Origin of the sequence: Nocardia spumae (assembly GCF_020733635.1) — a bacterium.
GTDB classification, from domain to species: domain Bacteria; phylum Actinomycetota; class Actinomycetes; order Mycobacteriales; family Mycobacteriaceae; genus Nocardia; species Nocardia spumae.
Window position 1 is genome coordinate 1,257,057 of record NZ_JAJFZL010000001.1, and the last position, 16,578, is coordinate 1,273,634.

Below are 16,578 nucleotides of genomic sequence, written 5' to 3' on the forward strand. Positions count from 1 at the left end.
TCGGTGAGAATGCCGCCGGTATCGCGCCGGACTACAGCATGTCGGTGTCCGCCGGTAGCGTGGATGGACGATGGAGACGACGGTGGCTGGAACAAAGGTGTCTGGAACGACCGAGGCGACGAACGGGGCGACAGGAACTACGGGGGTGGGCGCGGTGGCGCCGCGAACCGCGAGCCGGTCCGCCCCGGATGCCGACGAGCAGGTGCAACGCCTGCTCGCGGGCCTCAACCCGCAGCAGCGGGCCGCCGTCGTGCACGCCGGTTCCCCCCTGCTGATCGTCGCCGGCGCCGGCTCCGGCAAAACCGCCGTGCTGACCCGGCGCATCGCCTATCTGCTGGCCGAGCGCGGGGTCACACCGGGACAGATTCTGGCCATCACCTTCACCAACAAGGCCGCGGCCGAGATGCGCGAACGGGTGATCGACCTCGTGGGCCCGCGCGCGGCGGCGATGTGGGTCTCCACCTTCCATTCCTCCTGCGTACGCATTCTCCGGATGCAGGCCAACCTGTTGCCCGGCTCACTGAACTCGAATTTCTCCATCTACGACGCCGACGATTCGCGGCGGCTGCTGGCGATGATCATCCGCGATCAGAACCTGGATCCGAAGAAGTATTCGCCGCGCCTGCTGTCCACCGCCATCTCCAATCTCAAGAACGAGCTCATCGATCCCGAAACCGCCGCGGCGGACGCGGAATCCGACGAGTCCGACCTGCCCGGCATCGTCGCCCGGGTCTACGCCGAATATCAGCGTCGGTTGCGGGCCGCCAATGCCTTCGACTTCGACGATCTGATCGGCGAGACGGTGGCGCTGCTGCAGCGTCATCCGCAGGTCGCCGAGTACTACCGCCGCAGGTTCCGGCATGTTCTGGTCGACGAGTACCAGGACACCAACCACGCTCAGTACGTGCTGATCCGCGAGCTGGTCGGCCACCACGTGCGGCCCGCGACCGACGAACTCGCCGATGCCGATGCCGGGGCGGAGGCCGCCGATCCGGAGTTCATCCCGGCCGGCCGGGCCGAGGCGGTGCCGCCCAGCGAACTGTGTGTGGTGGGTGACGCCGATCAGTCCATCTACGCGTTCCGCGGTGCGACGATCCGCAATATCGAAGAATTCGAACGCGATTTCCCGGACGCGGAAACAATTCTGCTGGAACAGAACTACCGCTCCACCCAGCACATTCTGTCGGCCGCCAACGCGCTCATCTCTCGCAACGAGAATCGCCGCGACAAGAAGCTGTGGACCGATTCGGGCGACGGCGATCTGATCGTCGGTTACGTCGCGGACAACGAACACGACGAGGCCTCGTTCGTCGCCCGGGAAATCGATCGCCTGGTCGACCAGGGCGACTACAACTACGCCGATGTCGCGGTCTTCTATCGCACCAACAACAACTCGCGTGCGCTGGAAGAGATCTTCATCCGCATGGGCCTGCCCTACAAGGTCGTGGGCGGGGTGCGGTTCTACGAGCGCAAAGAGGTCCGCGATGTGGTGGCCTACCTGCGGGTGCTGGAGAATCCCGACGATGCGGTGAGCCTGCGCCGCATCCTCAACACCCCGCGCCGCGGTATCGGTGACCGCGCGGAGGCGTGCGTGGCCGTCCACGCCGAACAGCGCGATATCGGCTTCGCCACCGCGCTGCGGGACGCGGCCGACGGCAAGGTGGCGCTGCTCAACACCCGAGCCCAGCGCGCCATCGCCGGATTCCTGGATCTGCTCGACGAGATCCGGGCCGCCGGCGCCACCCCGGATTCGGAATATCCGGATGTCGGCAACATCGTGGACGCGGTGCTGGACAAGACCGGATATCGCGGCGAACTGGAAGCCTCCGACGACCCTCAGGACGGCGCCCGGCTGGACAACCTGAACGAACTCGTCAGCGTCGCACGGGAGTTCAGCTCCGAAGCCCGCAACAATGTCGAGGCGGCACGTGCCGAGGGGCTGGTACCCGAGGCGGCCGACGGGGAGCCGGATCCCGGCTCGCTGGCGGCCTTCCTGGAGCGGGTGTCACTGGTCGCCGACACCGATCAGATTCCCGACGAGGGATCCGGCGTGGTCACCCTGATGACACTGCACACGGCCAAGGGCCTGGAGTTCCCGGTGGTGTTCGTCACCGGCTGGGAGGACGGCCAGTTCCCGCATATGCGCGCTTTGGGCGATCCCGCCGAATTGGCCGAGGAACGCCGCCTGGCCTACGTGGGCATCACCCGGGCCCGCAAACGCCTGTATCTGTCCCGCGCGGTGGTCCGCTCGGGCTGGGGCCAAGCGGTGTCGAATCCGGAATCGCGCTTTCTGCAGGAGATTCCGGGGCATTTGATGGACTGGCAGCGGCTGGAGCCGGCGCCACCGTCGGGCGGTCGGGGTTTCCGCCGCCGCGGCGAGGACGACGGGATGGAACGCGATTGGACCCGCGGCGACGGCTGGTCCCAGCAGCGCCCCGGCCTGCGTGATCGCGGCCCGGCCCGCCCGGCCGCCAAACACAACAACTCGGGCTTGGTCCTGGCCGTGGGCGACCGCGTCAGCGACGACAAGTACGGCCTGGGCCGAGTGGTGGCCGCCGAGGGCTTCGGCGCCCTGGCGACAGTCACCATCGATTTCGGCACCGCGGGCAAGATTCGCTTGATCCCGCAGTACAGCCGGACCTTGGTGAAGCTCTGACGGGTGCTCCCGGCGGGCTCGTCAGCCCGTCGGGACGAGTTTCTTGATCATGACGCGTTCGACCCGGGTGTCGACTGCGCTGTCGGCAGCCGGTGGCGGTGTCGGCGCACCGGGCTCGTCCAGGAACTCGAAGCCGTTGCGCCGATACAGCCCGATGGCATGCTCGTTCCCCGCGAACACCCCGAGCGAGAGCGTGGTGTAGCCGTTCCCGGCCGCCCAGCTTTCCAGGGTCGTGATCAATCGGTCGCCCACTCCCGACCCGCGTGCGGACTCGTCGACCCACATCGAAATGATCCTGGCCGCATCACCTTCCGGATCCGGTACAGCGGTGACGATTCCGATCGGTTCATGCGCGCGCACGGCGAGCAGATCGTGCGCGCCAGGGATACTGAGCCGATCCCGCCAGCGCTGTTCCCGGTCCCCGTCGCCCTGCCATTCCGCCAGCCGCGTGCGATATGCCTCCGGCGCACCCGCCAGTGCGGCCAGCCGCGCCCGCCGCCACAACCGCCACTCGTCCGCGCCCACCACACGAATCTCGATCACGGCACCAGACTGGCCGCCGCTCACACCTTCCGGCAACACAATTACCGGGGACCGCCCGACCGCTTCACAGCCGCCGTCCCACAACGCACTCACTCGCCCGCGACAATCGCGGCGGGGCGGAGAACCTCAGTCGCGCTCGGGGCCCAGGGAGATGCCACGAGAGGCGAGCCAGGGCAGCGGGTCGACCTTGTTCGAACCGTTCAGCCACACCTCGAAGTGGCAGTGCGGACCCGTGGAGAAGCCGCGGTTGCCGACGGTCGCGATCTGGTCACCGGCCAGCACGTGCTGGCCCTCGGAGACGGTGGCGGTATCGACGTGGCCGTACACGGTGATGGTGCCGTCGGCGTGCTTCAGTCGCACCCACATGCCGAAACCGGAAGCGGGACCCGCGCTGATCACCTCGCCGTCCTCGACGGCGTAGATCGGGGTACCGATGGGGGCCGCGATATCGACGCCCAGATGCTGGACGCCCCAGCGACCACCGAATCCGGAGGTGAAGGTGCCGTTGGCGAACTTCGAGAACAGCGGACGCAGCTTCGCCGATTCCTGGGCCGCCAGTCCAGCGGCGAACTCCTGGCCGTGCTGCAGGATGTCCTGGAACTGGCTGAGATCGGCGACCGGCGCGACGTTGAGCACCTGCGGTGATTGCGGAGCGCCGGCCTGCGCCTGGGTGCTGACCGCCGCCTGTGCGGCGATTTCGTGCACCTGCCCGGCGGCATCGACATCGGCGGAGGTGGCGTGGTGCTGGCCCGTGGACTGCATCCCGGCCTGCCCCGCGGCGACCACGGCACCCGCTGCCACGGCCACGACGGCGGCGCGACCCTTCAGTGCGGCCGGCGGAGCCGGCATCCGGTGGGCGCCGCTGAAGCGGAGGGGCTCGTCGGCCGCGGATCCCCCGCCCGGGGTGCGCTTACGGGTGGGTACCAGGCGGGCCAGAGTGAACGGCTGGTGATCGGCCGGCTCGTCGTGATCCTCGGCGGCGTCGTAGGCGCCGTAGTCCTGATCGTGGTCCCGGTCGGGGTCGGCGGCGGCCCACTCGTCGGTGCGGGGCCATTGCGGCTCGGCCGTCCAGTCACCGTTGGAACCGGCCTGCGCGGCCCACGGCTGCCATTCGCCGGAATCCTCGGAACCCGATGTGGGCCAGTGATTTTCGGGGGCAGCCTGGCGATTCGCGGTGATTCCGACGACCGCGGCGCCCGCGCCACTCGCGAGCGACCAGCTCTCGGCCCGGCCCGGAACGCCGCGCACCTGCGCGGGCTCTTCGGTGTGTTCCCCGGCGTAGCCGCCGAGGGCCTGCCCGTTGCCGAAGTACGGGTGCTGGTCGACGGATTCTCCCTCGCCCCGGTAACGCCGGGCGGACAGTGCGCGATGCCCCGGTTGTAGGCGGCCGTGGCTCATCGGTGAACTCCGCCGAGAGAGCGACGCGTCACCTTCGGAGCACTGTGCTGCAACAAGCCTGCCGTCCTCCTGGTCCGGTGCGGTGTACGCGGGCCTAATCCGGGTTGCGTAGTCGATGACCTGGGCGCTTGTGGGCGTATTCCCGCTGGTCCTGTAACCGAGCTGTGACATCGACCGCATCGACGGTAACGAAACGATTGCAGGTGGGCAAGCGCTACGGTGCCTGCGGGCGCACATGTGAGATTGATCACGTTTGTTGCCAGGAATGGCTCACTGTGAATCCGCCGGAAAAGTGAGAATCTGCAACTACACTACGTAGTAGACGTATCGGCAAATCCGACCATCCTCTCGTCTACCTGCCACCGCCTCTGAAAGCTACTCGCCAGTAGCCTTGGCCAGCGGTTTTGCGCGGCCGGATGCCCGCCCGTGACCTGCGCCACTTAGGCTGTATGCGGCTGATTTCGGCGACATCGAACTGATTAGAGTCCGACTCGACCCGCTTCCGACGACGGGCCGCCAACAAAGTCGTTGTCACCACAACGCAGACGAGACGGTGAGTACATGGATCTCTTCGAATATCAGGCGAAGGAACTCTTCGTGAAGCACGGAGTGCCTTCGTCGGAGGGCCGCGTCACGGACTCGGCCGAGGACGCCCGTGCCATCGCGACCGAAATCGGCAAGCCTGTGATGATCAAGTCGCAGGTCAAGGTCGGCGGTCGTGGTAAGGCCGGCGGTGTGAAGTACGCCGCGACCCCGGACGACGCCTTCACCCACGCGTCCAACATCCTGGGCCTGGACATCAAGGGCCACATCACCAAGAAGATCCTGGTCGCCGAGGCCAAGGACATCGCGGAGGAGTACTACATCTCCTTCCTGCTCGATCGCGCCAACCGCACCTACCTGGCCATGTGCTCGGTCGAGGGCGGCATGGAGATCGAAGAGGTGGCCGCCACCAAGCCCGATCGTCTGGCCAAGGTGCCGGTCGACGCGGTCAAGGGTGTGGACCTGGCCTTCGCGCGCTCGATCGCCGAGCAGGGCCACCTGCCCGCCGACGTGCTCGACGCCGCCGCGGTCACCATTCAGAAGCTGTGGGAGGTCTTCGTCAACGAGGACGCCACCCTGGTGGAGGTGAACCCGCTGGTTCGCACTCCCGAGAACGAGATCCTGGCGCTGGACGGCAAGGTCACCCTCGACGAGAACGCCGACTTCCGCCACCCCGACCACGCCGAGTTCGCCGATCGTGACGCCACCGATCCGCTGGAGCTCAAGGCCAAGGAGAACGACCTCAACTACGTCAAGCTCGACGGTGAGGTCGGCATCATCGGCAACGGTGCCGGTCTGGTCATGTCGACCCTGGACGTCGTCGCCTACGCCGGTGAGAACCACAACGGCGTGAAGCCGGCCAACTTCCTCGACATCGGTGGTGGCGCCTCGGCCGAGGTGATGGCCAACGGTCTCGACGTCATTCTCAACGACGCGCAGGTCAAGAGCGTGTTCGTGAACGTGTTCGGCGGCATCACCGCGTGTGACGCGGTGGCCAACGGCATCGTCAAGGCCTTGGAGATCCTGGGCTCGGAGGCGAACAAGCCGCTGGTGGTCCGCCTCGACGGCAACAAGGTCGAGGAGGGTCGCAAGATCCTCGTCGACGCCAACCACCCGCTGGTCACCCTCGCCCAGACCATGGACGAAGGCGCAGATAAAGCAGCCGAACTGGCGGCGTCTTCCAACGGCACGGCCAAGTAAGGACAAAAGAACATGTCTATCTTCCTGAACAAGGACTCCAAGGTCATCGTCCAGGGCATCACCGGCGGTGAGGGCACCAAGCACACCGCGCTGATGCTGAAGGCCGGCACCCAGGTCGTCGGCGGCGTGAACGCCCGCAAGGCCGGCACCACCGTCTCGCACACCGCCAAGGACGGCTCGGCCGTCGAGCTGCCGGTGTTCGGCACCGTCGCCGAGGCCATCAAGGAGACCGGCGCCGACGTGTCGATCGCCTTCGTGCCGCCGAAGTTCGCCAAGGACGCCATCATCGAGGCCATCGACGCGGAGATCCCGCTGCTCGTGGTCATCACCGAGGGCATCCCGGTGCAGGACACCGCGTACGCGTGGGCCTACAACCTCGAAAAAGGGGGAGCGGAGGGTCCGAAGACCCGGATCATCGGCCCCAACTGCCCCGGCATCATCACCCCGGGCGAGTCGCTGGTGGGCATCACCCCCGCCAACATCACCGGCAAGGGCCCGATCGGCCTGGTGTCGAAGTCGGGCACGCTGACCTACCAGATGATGTACGAGCTGCGTGACTTCGGCTTCTCGACCTCCATCGGCATCGGTGGCGACCCGGTCATCGGCACCACCCACATCGACGCCATCGAGGCGTTCGAGAAGGATCCGGAGACCAAGCTGATCGTCATGATCGGCGAGATCGGCGGCGACGCGGAAGAACGCGCGGCTGCGTATATCAAGGCCAACGTCACCAAGCCGGTCGTCGGCTACGTCGCGGGCTTCACCGCGCCGGAGGGCAAGACCATGGGCCACGCCGGCGCCATCGTCTCCGGTTCCTCGGGCACCGCCGCCGCGAAGAAGGAGGCCCTCGAGGCCGCGGGCGTGAAGGTCGGCAAGACCCCGTCCGAGACCGCCGCCCTGGCGCGCGAGATCCTCGAGAAGGCTTCGATCAGCGCCTGACCGCTGTCGATGAAGGCCGCCTCGCCGTAACGGCGAGGCGGCCTTCATTCGTTCCGGCAGGCGAGCGACATGCTGCTGTGGTGAGATAGCAGCGGTGCTGCTGCGGGCAGATAGCAGCGGTGCCGCTGCGGGCAGGGACAACCGTCGCTCAGGGTGCCGGGAACAGATGGCAGAGCCCCAGGGCTCGGACCACCATGCAGAACATTTCCGAAACGTCCATCCGTACCTCCGATCGTCTTCGCTGACAACACGGTCGAGGCGGGGATCGGGTTCACCGGGGACTCTCGAGGTTGCCAGGACTGGCGTCGTGGCCGTGACCGGCGCGCGCGAGTGCAGTAGCGTCAAGGGTATTCAGCCTGAAAGCCGATGAAGGACTCGATAGGAGACGACCACATGTCCTACCCGACCGGGGGATCCGGGTATAACGCGCCCACTCCGACGCCCTCGCCCACACCCTCGTCCGCGGCCGGCTTCGGCCAGCAGCCGGCAGGTAGCGCCAGCGGCGGCGGCTCGGGGAGTTCGGCGTTGAGCGCCAAGGGGCTGACGTTCTACCTGACCGTTGGGATCGCCGCGCTGGGCGTGATCAATTTTCTGCTGGGATTGCTGAACTCGCTGACGGCCAACAAGGATGCGACCCGGGACGAGCTGGATTCGCTGAACCCGTTCCAGCTGGGTGGTTCGGCCCCACTGTTGCTGCTGCTGTTCGCCGGTGCGCTCGCCGGGGCGTCGCTGCTTCCCAAGCAGGAAGCGAAGAACGCCGTGGTGGCCGCGGCGTCCGTGACGGGCTTCCTCGGGTTCCTGTTCCAGACCTTCAACGCCTTCCCGGGATTCAAGACCGCGGGGATGGCCTGGGTCCTGGTCTTCCTGTCCCTCGTGCAGGCCGCCGCGGCCGTGGCCGCGCTGCTGTTCGAAACGGGCATCGTCTCCGCGCCCGAGGCCAAGCCCGCTCCGGCGGCCGGGTTCGGTGGTGCCAGCGGCTACGGTCAGCAGTCCTACGGTCAGGCGCAGCAGCAGAGCCAGCAGGCGCAGTACGGCCAGAGCCAGGGCGCTGCCGCGCAGGCCCAGTACGGCCAGTACGGCCAGCAGTACGGGCAGGCCCAGCAGAGCCAGGCGCAGGCCGGTCAGGCGCAGGCGGCACCGGGTCAGCAGCCGCAGCAGTCCGCCTACGGCCAGTACGGCCAGCAGTACGGCCAGGGCCAGTACGGCCAGCAGCCGTCGGCCTACGGCCAGCCGGGCCAGCAGCCCTACGGCGCCGCGGGTGCGCAGTCGCCCTACGGCCAGCGGCCGCCGGCCCAAGGGGGCGACGACGCCGCGACCCAGCACTTCGGCAGTGCCGCGCCGACCCAGCAGGCCGGTGGTCAGCAGGGCCAGCAGTTCGGCTCGCTGAACTTCGGTCAGCAGGGCCAGCCGGGGCAAGGCCAGTCCGGCCAGCCGTTCGGCGGTGAGCAGACCGGCAATCCGGCCGCGGACGCCACCAAGGCGTTCCGTCCCGAGGACGACAAGAAGTAGATTCCGCTTCGCATATCGATCGGCGAGTCAGGCGCTTTTCACGGCGCGCCTGACTCGCCGATCCGTTTCCAGCTGCCACTCTGACATGTCGGTAACCGGGCGATCGTCGTCGACGAGCCAACCAGGATCCGCGAGGTAGTTCTATGAAGTCCGCACTGGTCCGATGGGCCGACCTTCGCGAGCAGCGGGCGGGCGCGAGACCGGCGCAGCCCGAACCCCCCGACGAATCCGAGGACCCGGTCTTCCTCTCGCTGAGTCCCGAGCGGGCCAAGGTCCTGCTCGTCATCGCGGCCCGGGCCTCGAGCTTCACCGTGGTCGCCACAGTCGCGCTCGTGCTGGTCACCCTCATCGCCGCCGGCAGCGGCCTGACCGGGGCCTCGGGGGCGATCGCGGCGGGGTGGCTCGCGGTCCATCAGGTGCCGGTCGTGGTGGGCAAGACCTCGCTCGGATTGCTGCCCCTGCTGCCGACGGGCCTGGTGTTGTGGCTGACGATGCGCGATTGCGCGCACGCGGTGTCACCGCGGTCCTCACGGGCCGACCTGGGCTGGATCGTGGGCGCCGCGATGGCGGGCCCGCTGCTGGTCACCGCCGTCTGCCTGGCGGTCGCCGAGGATGCCGCGGCGGCGGTTCCGCTGCAGGCGCCCAATACCCTGACCGCCTTCTGCTGTGTGGGCGGACTGCATCTGCTCGCCGCGGTCGCGGGTATCGCCGCCGAGCCGAACGCGCTGCGCGACCGGATCGCCTCGTATCTTCCGGACTGGGTCTTCGCCGGGACGCGCGCGGCGGTACGAGCGCTGTGGCGGCTGCTGCTGTGCGGTGCGGCGTTCGCGCTGGTCTCGTTCGTGCTGCACTGGTCGGTCATCGGCGACACCTACGCCACCGCCGGCAATGTCGCCGGTGTGCTGGGCCTGACGGTGCTGTCGCTGGCCTATCTGCCGAATGTGGTGATCGCGTCGACGAGCGTGTTGCTCGGCGCCGATGTGCATATCGGTGACGGCGGACTGAGCCTGTTCTCGGTGACCGGTGCGCCGGTGCCCGCCCTGCCGGTGCTGGCGGCCGTCCCTACCGGTCCGGCGGCGGCATGGTGGCCGGCACTGCTGCTGGTCCCGGCCGTGGTCGGGGTACGCGGGGGATTGGACTGCGCCCGCGAATCCGCCGATGAACCCCGGGCGCCGTGGGCGACACTGTTCGGCGCGGCGTTGTCGGCGGTGGTGCTGACGCTGCTGGATCTGTTCGCCGGTGGCCGGGTCGGCTCGTTCGGTGACATCGGCCCGGGGGCGCTGCTCACCGCCGGGGCGGCTTTCGGCTGGCTGACGGTCGCCGGGTACGTCGGACTGGTATGCGGGCGGCGGTTTCTCGGTATCCCGCCCGATGACGGCGCCGGCGGTTTCGATGCGCGGCTCGCGGGCGATCCGTCGCACGACTACGGCCACGCCGCGGACCGTTACGCCGCGGACCGCTACGCCACTGCGGACTACGGCGACGATCGGTACGGCGACGATCGGTACGACGATCGGTACGACGCTGCCGAACCGCGCTATATCGACCAGTTGTACGACGATCCGCGCTACGTCGAATACGAACTGGACGACGACGAGCCGGCCGGCGACGGATATCCGGAACCGTCCTACCGCCGTACCGGCGCGGTGGCGGTCGTCGAGGTCGACGGTGAACTGCTCGATGACGACGGTCTCGACCCGGTGCACGCCGACCCCGATCCGGACTACGACTTCGATACCGAAAACGCCGACATCGTCGATGCCGAAGTGGTAGAGGGTGACCTGCCGGAGAGTCCCGGGAGGGGCGGTCGTTAGGCTCTAACCCGGCGGACATCGTGACCGCCGCCCTCCGGCAGCCCCGACGCACAGGGAGTAGAGCGCTGACCACCCCGCCCGCCCAGCTGGTACCTCCGACCGCTCCGGCGACCCTCGTCGTACTCGCCTCGGGCACGGGATCACTGCTGCGATCGTTGATCGCGGCCACCGCGGAACCGGACTATCCGGCACGGGTGGCGGCTGTGGGTGTCGACCGGATCTGCGCGGCGACCGACCATGCGATCCGCGCCGGAATACCCGACTTCCGGGTCGCCCCGGGCGATTTCCCCGATCGGGCGGCATGGGATGCCGCCCTGACCGAGGCGGTCGCGGCCCACTCTCCCGATCTGGTGGTGTCCGCGGGATTCATGCGCCTGCTGGGCCCGCGGTTCCTGGAGCGCTTCGAAGGCCGGATCATCAACACCCACCCCGCACTGCTGCCGGCCTTCCCGGGGGCACACGGGGTGCGTGATGCGCTCGCCTACGGCGTGCGGGTGACAGGTTCGACCGTGCATCTGGTCGACGCGGGTGTCGACACCGGACCGATCCTCGCGCAGGAGGCGGTGGCGGTGCTGCCCGGCGACGACGAGGCGACCCTGCACGAGCGAATCAAAGTTGTGGAGCGACGACTGCTGGCGGAGACCGTGGCCGCCGTCGCTACCCGAGGCATTGTCTGCGACGGACGAAAGGCAGAAATCCCAGATGAGTGAGCGTCGAGCGGTTCGCCGGGCGCTGGTGAGCGTCTACGACAAAACCGGGCTCATCGAGCTGGCCACCGGGCTGCACGCCGCGGGTGTCGAGCTGGTGTCGACCGGTTCGACCGCGGCCCGCATCGCCGACGCGGGCATTCCGGTGACCAAGGTCGAGGATCTCACCGGATTCCCCGAAACCCTGGACGGCCGGGTGAAGACGCTGCATCCTCGGGTGCATGCCGGCATCCTCGCCGACACCCGCAAGCAGGAACATCTCGATCAACTGGTCGAGCTGCAGGTGGAGGCCTTCCAGCTGGTGGTCGTGAACCTGTACCCGTTCACCCAGACCGTCGCCAGTGGTGCCTCACCCGACGAATGCGTCGAGCAGATCGATATCGGTGGCCCGTCGATGGTACGTGCCGCGGCGAAGAACCACCCGTCGGTGGCAGTGGTGGTCGACACCGGGGACTACGACGAGGTCCTGACCGCGGTCCAGGGGGGCGGTTTCACCCTGTCCGAACGAACTGTGCTGGCGGCCAAGGCTTTCCAGCACACCGCGAGTTACGACGTGGCGGTGGCGAGCTGGATGACCAACGTGCTGACCGCGGACGATTCCACCGATTCGGCTGCCGCACAGCAGTTCCCGGCCTGGATGGGTGGCGCCTGGACCCGTGAGGCGGTGCTGCGCTACGGCGAGAATCCGCATCAGGCCGCGGCCCTGTACCGCAACGAATCGGGACCGGCGGGGCTGGCGCAGGCGAAGCAGTTGCACGGCAAGGAGATGTCGTACAACAACTACACCGATGCCGATGCGGCCTGGCGGGCGGCGTGGGATCACGCCGAGCCCGCGGTGGCCATCATCAAGCACGCCAATCCGTGCGGTATCGCGGTCGGCGCCGATATCGCCGAGGCGCACCGCAAGGCGCACGCCTGCGATCCGGTGAGTGCCTTCGGTGGTGTGATCGCGGCCAATCGCGAGGTGACCATCGAGATGGCCGAGCAGGTGGCCGAGATCTTCACCGAGGTGATCGTGGCGCCGGGCTATGCCGACGGCGCGGTGGAAGTGTTGCAACGCAAGAAGAATGTGCGCATCCTGATCGCCGAGGAGCCGCGTCGCGGCGGTGTCGAGCTGCGGCCGATCAGCGGCGGCGCGCTGCTGCAGCAGACCGATATCGTCGACGCCGAGGGTGACGATCCCGCCAACTGGACGCTCGCGACCGGCGAGGCGGCCGATGCGGCCACCCTGGCGGATCTCGCCTTCGCCTGGCGCGCCTGCCGGGCCGTGAAATCCAATGCGATCCTGCTGGCGTCCGATGGTGCCTCGGTCGGCGTCGGCATGGGGCAGGTCAACCGGGTCGACGCCGTCCATCTGGCGGTGCTGCGCGCGGGTGATCGGGCCAAGGGCTCGGTCGCGGCCTCCGACGCGTACTTCCCGTTCCCCGACGGGCCGCAGCAGCTGATCGCCGCGGGCGTGAAAGCGATTGTGCAGCCGGGTGGTTCGGTACGCGATCAGCTCACCATCGACGCTTGCCGCGAGGCCGGGGTCACCATGTACCTCACCGGGGCGCGCCACTTCGCGCACTGAGTCCGGGGCGTACGGAACGAACGTCCCCTTCCGCGGATCATCCTCGATCCGCCGAAGGGGACGGTGTCGTTTCCGGGCCTTCAGTTGGCGCTCACGACCTTTCGATCGCCCAGCGGCTGCTTCAGCGGGATCTCCAGGGTGCCGAAGACCGCGATCATGGTGCACATGCGTCCGACGGCCTGGGGCAGGGTGCCGGCGGTCAGATTCACAGTGACCGTGCTGTCGGTTTCTGTGGTGGTGGCATCGACGCCGTAGCACTCGGGCGACCCGATCTGGAAGTTGACGGCGATGCGATCGGGTGCGAGGCGACTCCAGCTATCGAACTGGAGCGGGTGGGTGTTGGTGATCGTGGGGTCGGCGGTGAAGGCGCGGCCCGGCTGGGGCGGATTCTGCTCGGTGGGCGTGATCGCCGCTGAGGTACTCGTATTCGACTGTGTCCCACCGTTATCGGAACTCCCACAGGCGGCGGACAGTAGGGCTGGTAGTGCCAGTACTGCGATGGCTGCCGCGCCGAAGCGGCGTCGTCCCGGGATCGAATCCATAGGCCACACCCTAGTGGGCGGCCGGCGCGGGCTGTGGCCGACGTCGCAGTGAACTTTCCGCGTACGACCGCGCGTTCCTCCGCCCTGATCCGGGGGCCGGGAAGTAATGTGCGCAAACGTTGAGCGAATGCGGCTCTGCGCCATCGAATCGGCAATCGGCAAGACTGTCTTCTCGAAAGGACTCATCGCGTGGGCGATACGTTGCAGGTAGGTGAGGAACTCGGCCTGGGGCAGGCTCTGGAGGCCGGCGCGTACACGTTGACTCTCCAAAATGATGGCAACTTGGTGCTTTCCGCGCCGGACGGCACCGTGGTGTGGTCGACCATGACACAGCAGAAGGGTGTGGAGCGGGCCGTCCTGCAGGAGGACGGCAACTTCGTGCTCTACTCCGGCAGGGGCCCGGTCTGGGCCACCGGCACCAGCGGCCAAGAGGCAGTTCATCTGCTTGTGCAACCGGACCGCAACATCGTCCTCTACGGGCGTGACGGCGCGTCGCTGTGGGCGTCGGGCACCAATACCGACAATCCGATCGTGCTGGAGGAGTCGGTCGCCGCGGCGCCGGTCGAGGGCCCCTAGTTTTCGGGCGCATCCGGCGAGCTGCCCGTGTTCGCGCGAAATCGGCTGTGCTGATGTGACAGTCGCCGCGGCGGGGTGGGTCGCGGCGCTCCGAGCGCCACGACCCACCCCGCTGGTGGAATTCCTAGCGGCTGGTGAACGGTAGCAGTGCCATCTCGCGCGCGTTCTTCACCGCGACCGCGACCTGTCGCTGCTGCTGCGGCGTCAGGCCGGTGACCCGGCGGCTACGGATCTTGCCGCGATCGGAGATGAACGTGCGCAGCAGGTTCACATCCTTGTAGTCGACGACTTCGATGCCGGCGGCGATGAGCGGGTTCTTCTTCGGCCGGCGTGCCTGTTCGGCCCGGATCCGCTTCGATGGAGCTCGCTTGACTGCCATGTCAGTATCCTTTCTCGGCATGAAATCCGGGCCCTACGAGGTGACGCAAGCTGCCTCCCTCGGGTCCCTCCGACGAAATCTGCGGTGGGTCTACCAACTCGATTTGTGTACACCGGGCAGCTCCCCCCGGTGGGCCAGCTCGCGCACACGTACCCGGGATAGTCCGAACTTGCGGAGATGGCCGCGGGGGCGGCCATCGGTGGCGTCCCGATTGCGCAATCGTACCGGACTGGCATCACGCGGCAGTCGCTGGAGCGCGAGCTGTGCGGCCGTCCGCTGCTCGTCGGATGTGGCGGGGTGCCGGATCAGCTCCTTGAGTTCCGCGCGGCGCTCGGCGTAGCGCGCCACGATCGTACGGCGCTGTTCGTCGCGGGCGATCTTGGACTTCTTGGCCATCAGCGATCCTCGCGGAAGTCGACGTGGCGGCGCAGGATCGGATCGTATTTGCGCAGCACCAGGCGGTCGGGGTCGTTGCGGCGGTTCTTGCGGGTGACGTAGGTGTACCCGGTGCCGCCGGTGGAACGGAGTTTGACGATGGGCCGAATCTCGTTGCTGCGCGCCATCAGATCTTCTCGCCACGAGAGCGCAGACGCGCCACGACCGCCTCGATGCCGTCGCGATCGATGGTCTTGATGCCTTTGGCCGAGACCCGCAGGGTGACGCGGCGGCCCTCGCTGGGCAGGAAGTAGGTCTTGCGCTGGATATTCGGATCCCAGCGCCGGTTGGTCCGGACGTGGGAGTGCGATACGGATCGGCCGAAGCCCGGCTTGCGGCCGGTGACCTGGCAGTGGGCCGACATGGGGCCGCCTTTCTGAAAATCATTTTCGACAATGACCGAAGCGGACTGTACCGTGTGAGTTCAGGAAATGAAAATCATTATCGAAAGGGGTTTCGGTGGTGTCACATCCCGACCGCCGCACGCCCGTCGTGCTGTTGGCGGGCTTTCGAGGACCGGTCGCGGACGGTATGGATCACATCGCGCGGCTACTGGGCGAGGTGCCCGGCACCGTGGTCGTGCGACACGACCTGAGCTCACTGCACGAGGGTGTGGTCCGCCGCGGCGTCCGGCTCGGCGGCTACGAGACCGAGACCGTGCACGAACTCGCGCACGGCTGTATCTCCTGCACGCTGCGGGCCGACCTGCTGCCACTGCTGTTGCGATTGGCGGCGCGAGATTCGGTGCACCGCATCGTGATCGCCCTGGATCCCGCGTTCGAGGCCGAGGCGGTATGCCATGCGATCGACCAGGTTCCGGTGGCCGGAACGGTGGGCCGGGTGGACGGTCCGGCCGGTCGCGATGTCCGTATCGAAGCGGTGATCACGGGTCTGGACGCGCGGACGTGGCTGGCGGAGGCGTTGAGTGACGAGACGCTCGGCGAGCGAGAGGGCGGCGTCGGCGAGGATGACCGCACGGTCGCCCAGCTCGCGGTCGGTCAGGTCGAATTCGCCGACGCCACGGTGATTTTCGGCTCCGACGGGGTGAGTGACGGGGAACGTGAGGTGTTGCGGTCGGTCCTGGACCGGCTGACTCCGCGGGCGCCGTCGATCTGGGCCGGGGACGGCCGGGACATCGGCGGCGGGCGCATCGATATGCTGCTGGACCGGATTCCCGCCGATAGCCGGCGCGGCCGCGTCTTCGACGCGCACGAACCACTGTTGCGGGGGCAGCCGCCGCTGATCGAGGAGAACGGTGTCGGGCTGATCGAATTCGCCACCGATCGGCCGTTCCATCCCGCCCGTCTGCACGAGGCCCTGGATGTGTTGTTCGAGGGCGTGATCACGGCCCGCGGGCGGATCTGGCTGGCCACTCAGCCCGACCGGGTGGTGTGGCTGGAATCGGCCGGCGGGGGACTGCGCGTCGGCGACGCCGGGACCTGGCTCGCCGCGATGAGCTCCGCGGAAGTCGCCGCCGCCGATCCCGCTCGGCGGGCCCTGGCCGCGCTGCGCTGGGACTCCGATTTCGGTGATCGCGATATCTCGCTGACCGTGCTCACCTGCGGCGCCGATCCGGACGAGATCCGCGCCGCACTGCACCGGGCCCTGCTCGACGATGCCGAGCTGATCCTGCTGCGCAGTGCGCCCGAACTGGTCGCGCACTGGGCCGATCCGTTCGGCGAGTTCCACGAAGACCTTTGTGAAGCAATCGAATCCGACGCCACCGGCAGCCGTGGTGTCGAGTCTCGGCCGAAGGAGAGGTAGAGC

The 16,578-nt window shown here is 67.9% G+C and carries 16 protein-coding genes; 9 read left to right on the top strand and 7 right to left on the bottom strand.

What is annotated here, in order from left to right:
* The first annotated feature begins 70 nt into the window (after positions 1-70).
* Positions 71-2,656, top strand: a complete 2,586-nt coding sequence (gene pcrA / locus LKD76_RS04795; protein ID WP_372465745.1) for a DNA helicase PcrA — start codon at positions 71-73, stop codon at positions 2,654-2,656.
* 21 nt (positions 2,657-2,677) lie between these two features.
* Here the strand turns inward: pcrA and LKD76_RS04800 are convergent, their stop codons facing one another.
* Both LKD76_RS04800 and LKD76_RS04805 read right to left on the bottom strand, forming a co-directional pair.
* Positions 2,678-3,199, bottom strand: coding sequence for a GNAT family N-acetyltransferase (locus LKD76_RS04800; protein WP_227979741.1), 522 nt, complete (start codon positions 3,197-3,199; stop codon positions 2,678-2,680).
* Between the two features lie 126 nt (positions 3,200-3,325).
* A complete protein-coding gene (locus LKD76_RS04805) occupies positions 3,326-4,597 on the bottom strand; it encodes a M23 family metallopeptidase (protein ID WP_227979742.1) in 1,272 nt (423 codons plus the stop codon).
* 561 nt (positions 4,598-5,158) lie between these two features.
* On the opposite strand from LKD76_RS04805, the gene sucC reads away from it, so the two are divergent.
* The 6 genes from sucC to purH all read left to right on the top strand — a co-directional run bounded on the left by sucC (position 5,159) and on the right by purH (position 12,879).
* A complete protein-coding gene (sucC, locus tag LKD76_RS04810) occupies positions 5,159-6,340 on the top strand; it encodes an ADP-forming succinate--CoA ligase subunit beta (protein ID WP_227979743.1) in 1,182 nt (393 codons plus the stop codon).
* Positions 6,341-6,352: 12 nt separating this feature from the next.
* The gene (gene sucD, locus LKD76_RS04815; RefSeq protein WP_227979744.1) at positions 6,353-7,279 is read left to right on the top strand and encodes a succinate--CoA ligase subunit alpha; all 927 of its coding nucleotides are present in this window, start codon (positions 6,353-6,355) and stop codon (positions 7,277-7,279) included.
* A 525-nt stretch (positions 7,280-7,804) separates the two neighbouring features.
* Positions 7,805-8,788 (top strand): DUF5336 domain-containing protein, encoded by a 984-nt coding sequence (locus LKD76_RS04820; protein ID WP_227979745.1) that lies wholly within the window; start codon positions 7,805-7,807, stop codon positions 8,786-8,788.
* Between the two features lie 143 nt (positions 8,789-8,931).
* Entirely contained in the window at positions 8,932-10,602 is a 1,671-nt protein-coding gene (locus LKD76_RS04825; RefSeq protein ID WP_227979746.1) for a cell division protein PerM, read from the top strand.
* 65 nt (positions 10,603-10,667) lie between these two features.
* The gene (gene purN, locus LKD76_RS04830; protein ID WP_227985096.1) at positions 10,668-11,312 is read left to right on the top strand and encodes a phosphoribosylglycinamide formyltransferase; all 645 of its coding nucleotides are present in this window, start codon (positions 10,668-10,670) and stop codon (positions 11,310-11,312) included.
* Positions 11,305-12,879 carry a bifunctional phosphoribosylaminoimidazolecarboxamide formyltransferase/IMP cyclohydrolase gene (gene purH / locus LKD76_RS04835; protein ID WP_227979747.1) on the top strand — a complete coding sequence of 525 codons (1,575 nt, stop codon included), beginning with the start codon at positions 11,305-11,307 and terminating at the stop codon, positions 12,877-12,879. The genes purN and purH overlap by 8 nt, the downstream gene beginning before the upstream one ends.
* An 80-nt stretch (positions 12,880-12,959) precedes the next feature.
* Here the strand turns inward: purH and LKD76_RS04840 are convergent, their stop codons facing one another.
* Positions 12,960-13,421, bottom strand: coding sequence for a hypothetical protein (locus tag LKD76_RS04840; RefSeq protein ID WP_227979748.1), 462 nt, complete (start codon positions 13,419-13,421; stop codon positions 12,960-12,962).
* A 189-nt stretch (positions 13,422-13,610) separates the two neighbouring features.
* Here LKD76_RS04840 and LKD76_RS04845 point away from each other — a divergent pair, with 189 nt between their 5' ends.
* Positions 13,611-13,997, top strand: a complete 387-nt coding sequence (locus tag LKD76_RS04845) for a hypothetical protein (protein ID WP_227979749.1) — start codon at positions 13,611-13,613, stop codon at positions 13,995-13,997.
* A gap of 124 nt (positions 13,998-14,121) precedes the next feature.
* Here the strand turns inward: LKD76_RS04845 and rpsR are convergent, their stop codons facing one another.
* The 4 genes from rpsR to rpmB all read right to left on the bottom strand — a co-directional run bounded on the left by rpsR (position 14,122) and on the right by rpmB (position 15,175).
* On the bottom strand, positions 14,122-14,376 hold the full coding sequence (gene rpsR, locus LKD76_RS04850) for a 30S ribosomal protein S18 (RefSeq protein ID WP_227979750.1): 255 nt from the start codon (positions 14,374-14,376) through the stop codon (positions 14,122-14,124).
* 90 nt (positions 14,377-14,466) lie between these two features.
* Positions 14,467-14,772, bottom strand: coding sequence for a 30S ribosomal protein S14 (gene rpsN / locus LKD76_RS04855; protein WP_227979751.1), 306 nt, complete (start codon positions 14,770-14,772; stop codon positions 14,467-14,469).
* Positions 14,772-14,939, bottom strand: a complete 168-nt coding sequence (rpmG, locus tag LKD76_RS04860) for a 50S ribosomal protein L33 (RefSeq protein ID WP_227979752.1) — start codon at positions 14,937-14,939, stop codon at positions 14,772-14,774. Before rpmG ends, rpsN begins: the two co-directional genes overlap by 1 nt.
* Complete coding sequence (rpmB, locus tag LKD76_RS04865; RefSeq protein ID WP_227979753.1) at positions 14,939-15,175, bottom strand: 50S ribosomal protein L28; 237 nt, start codon at positions 15,173-15,175, stop codon at positions 14,939-14,941. Before rpmB ends, rpmG begins: the two co-directional genes overlap by 1 nt.
* 95 nt (positions 15,176-15,270) lie before the next feature.
* On the opposite strand from rpmB, the gene mrf reads away from it, so the two are divergent.
* Positions 15,271-16,575 (top strand): ribosome hibernation factor-recruiting GTPase MRF, encoded by a 1,305-nt coding sequence (mrf, locus tag LKD76_RS04870; RefSeq protein ID WP_227979754.1) that lies wholly within the window; start codon positions 15,271-15,273, stop codon positions 16,573-16,575.
* The last annotated feature ends 3 nt before the right edge of the window (positions 16,576-16,578 follow it).

Excerpts from the sequence above, each read along its gene's own strand:
- LKD76_RS04825 (WP_227979746.1), top strand. The coding sequence starts at position 8,932 with ATGAAGTCCGCACTGGTCCGATGGGCCGACCTTCGCGAGCAGCGGGCG.
- rpsR (WP_227979750.1), bottom strand. The coding sequence starts at position 14,376 with ATGGCAGTCAAGCGAGCTCCATCGAAGCGGATCCGGGCCGAACAGGCA.
- pcrA (WP_372465745.1), top strand. The coding sequence starts at position 71 with ATGGAGACGACGGTGGCTGGAACAAAGGTGTCTGGAACGACCGAGGCG.
- sucD (WP_227979744.1), top strand. The coding sequence starts at position 6,353 with ATGTCTATCTTCCTGAACAAGGACTCCAAGGTCATCGTCCAGGGCATC.
- rpmG (WP_227979752.1), bottom strand. The coding sequence starts at position 14,939 with ATGGCGCGCAGCAACGAGATTCGGCCCATCGTCAAACTCCGTTCCACC.
- purH (WP_227979747.1), top strand. The coding sequence starts at position 11,305 with ATGAGTGAGCGTCGAGCGGTTCGCCGGGCGCTGGTGAGCGTCTACGAC.
- LKD76_RS04805 (WP_227979742.1), bottom strand. The coding sequence starts at position 4,597 with ATGAGCCACGGCCGCCTACAACCGGGGCATCGCGCACTGTCCGCCCGG.
- sucC (WP_227979743.1), top strand. The coding sequence starts at position 5,159 with ATGGATCTCTTCGAATATCAGGCGAAGGAACTCTTCGTGAAGCACGGA.
- LKD76_RS04840 (WP_227979748.1), bottom strand. The coding sequence starts at position 13,421 with ATGGATTCGATCCCGGGACGACGCCGCTTCGGCGCGGCAGCCATCGCA.
- rpsN (WP_227979751.1), bottom strand. The coding sequence starts at position 14,772 with ATGGCCAAGAAGTCCAAGATCGCCCGCGACGAACAGCGCCGTACGATC.
- rpmB (WP_227979753.1), bottom strand. The coding sequence starts at position 15,175 with ATGTCGGCCCACTGCCAGGTCACCGGCCGCAAGCCGGGCTTCGGCCGA.